2 protein-coding genes are annotated in these 2,599 nt (G+C 63.6%); both read right to left on the bottom strand.

All coding sequences use genetic code 11. The features are described from left to right. Positions 1-27: 27 nt before the first annotated feature. Positions 28-1,155, bottom strand: coding sequence for a type I restriction-modification system subunit M (locus tag ACFHWT_RS31115; protein ID WP_416598235.1), 1,128 nt, complete (start codon positions 1,153-1,155; stop codon positions 28-30). Beyond that, the coding region (locus tag ACFHWT_RS31110; RefSeq protein ID WP_416598233.1) for a restriction endonuclease subunit S at positions 1,152-2,599 on the bottom strand (1,448 nt) is incomplete at its 5' end. The genes ACFHWT_RS31115 and ACFHWT_RS31110, both read right to left, overlap by 4 nt.

Genomic DNA, 2,599 nt, shown 5'->3' with positions numbered 1-2,599 from the left:
TCACCGGATTCGCCCGTGTCGCACCAATCAAACCTTTTGCGTTGCTGAGATCAGCTCATTGGCCTTGACCCCACCGGCGTAGAAGATGCCGGTCGGCAGCCGCAGCATGGTGTGCAGGTCGTACTGCTTGAGCAGCCGCCGCCGGATCGTCTCCCCCGCCCCGCCTTCGAAGAGCACGTTGTCGGGCAGCACCACCGCGGCCCGCCCGTCGATCTCCAGCATCGAGGCGATGTGCTGCACGAAGTTGAGCTGCTTGTTCGACGTCGTCGCCCAGAAGTCGGCGCGCTCGATCTCCCGCTCCTCGCGGCTCGCCCGCCCGTCCTCGCCGATCATGCGGATCGACGAGCTACGCCCGAACGGCGGATTGGCCAGCACCAGGCTGACCTTGCCGTCCGGCTCCCGCCCGAGCGAGTCGCGGACGTCGATCAGCGACGGGCCGCTCGGCGTACCGATGCCGTGCAGCAGCATGTTCATGGCCGCGAGCCGCGCGGTGCCGTCGACCAGCTCGGTGCCGGTGATCCCACCGTTGGCGAGGTGCCGGGCCTGGTCGCGGGTCAGGCTGTCGCCGTGGTGCCGCTGGATATGGTCGTACGCCGACAGCAGGAACCCGCCGGTGCCGCATGCCGGGTCCGTGATGGTGTCGCCCGGGGTGGGCTGCACGCAGTCGACGATCGCCTCGATCAGCGCACGCGGCGTGAAGTACTGCCCGGCACCCGACTTCGCGTCCTCCGCGCCCTTGGCCAGCAGCTCCTCGTACGCGTCGCCTTTGACGTCGACACCAGCCTGCGACCACTGCTCCTTGTCGATCAGGTCGACGATCAGCTTCTTGAGCTTCGCCGGGTCCTGGATCTTGTTCTGCGCCTTGCGGAAAATCGTGCCGAGCGTGCCGGACTCCTGCCCGAGCCCGCTCAGGATGTTGCGGTACTGAACTTCCAGCCGGACACCGTCGCTGTCGAGCAGCGTCTGCCAGCTCAGCTCCGCCGGCACGATCTGCTCCGGCTTGAGCGGCCGGTTGGCCCGCTCGTCGGCCATCTTCAAGAACAGCAGGTACGTCAGCTGCTCCACGTAGTCGATCGTGGAGACCCCGTCGTCGCGCAGCACGTCGCAGTAGTTCCACAGCTTCTGCACCAGCCGGCGCGAATCCACGTTGCTCACAGCGGCAACTCTCCCTGCTGAAAATCGGTCCCAATCGCCCTGGTCGCGGGCGCTGCCAGCTCCTTGGCCGTACGCCGACCCCGCTGCTTCGGCACCACCACCCGTTGCGCCCGGATGCGCGCCAGCAACTCCGACGCCGGCTCATCCGCCGGATCCTGCTCCACCAACCACCCCGCAAACGCCTCCGCCAGCAACGCAGTCCTCAGTACGCGCGCTCTGGCAGCGACCACCCGTAGCTTCTGCTCAAGAGCAGCTCCGACGCTGTCCTGTCTCTCAAACTCCTGCAGAAACCTGTCTTGCTGGTCCCGAGGTGGCAACGGAATCTGCATCGCACGGATCATGCCGAGGTTCAGATTAGGCTGAACGCCACCAGCCGCCAGCTTACGGTTTTCGTCGTAACGAGCCCGCAGCACTAGCTTCACCCAAGGCCGCCGCCATTCATACTCAGGACGTATCGCGATTGCAGCACATGCCTGGTTCGTCGTGGCCGATATCCGCAGCTCGGAGCATCGCCCCCTCGTCTTTCCCTCTCCGTACATTGCGACCAGAAGTGTCCCGGGCGACCACAGCTTAACCGAGGTTTCGGACAACGCCTTCTGCGTGATGAATTCATCAGAACTATCAACGTAGGGCCTATTAACGGCCGAACTCGTGACCCAGGGAACCGTTCCATTCTCGTAATAGTCACGTCGTGACCTCAGCGGCGTTGCCCCGGTGCCAACATCGGCGATTTCACCAATCGAGGTAGAACTCCAACTTCCGTCGAGCGCGGCAGACCTCGTTTTAGATCCTCCGCCTATCGCATAATTCGCGAGGACATTGCGCCAACCAGATAGTCTTGCGGCAGCCTTCTTAACACCTGCAGTCGCCGCGTCGAGACTCGCCAAGTAAGTCTCCAAAGCGGAAACGATGCGGCGTTGTTCGGCGAACGGCGGAACTGGGATGGCGAGATCTTCCAAGTAGCCACGCGGAACTCGCCTAAGCCCTACGGCACCGGTCATGGCGCGTGCAGCATCCCGCCGGACCGATTCCTGCAACAGGAAGTAGGCAAGGTAGTCAGGGTCGATTGCGCCGTGGGGCCGCAGCGAGAACAGCTCGGTGCTCCCCATCCCCCGACCGGACGCTAAACCGCGAGCGACTGCGATCTTGCCATTCTCCATACACGGAGTCACTTTGGCGAAGAGGACGTCGCCTTCCTGAAACCGCGTCAAGGATCGCTGCTTCAGTTTGCCGTAGGGAGCGGTCTGCGAAGCGTCCAATCGCCCAGACTCAGCCTCGACTGACGCCATCGGAACGAACGAGATGTGCTCATCGTCGTCTGGCTCGGCATCGAAACGCCGTTGGTTGATCGCAACTAGTTCCGAGAGGGGTGCCAACTCCCAGCCTGAGCCTCGATCCACCGATGAAGGTTGGACCGGCAGGACCCCGGATGTAGAAAGTGCCC

Origin of the sequence: Micromonospora sp. LOL_021, from assembly GCF_048060215.1 — a bacterium.
In the GTDB taxonomy this organism is placed as follows: Bacteria; Actinomycetota; Actinomycetes; order Mycobacteriales; family Micromonosporaceae; genus Micromonospora_E.
Note: the sequence above shows the minus strand (reverse complement) of the source record. Positions and strands in the feature narration are given on the sequence as shown.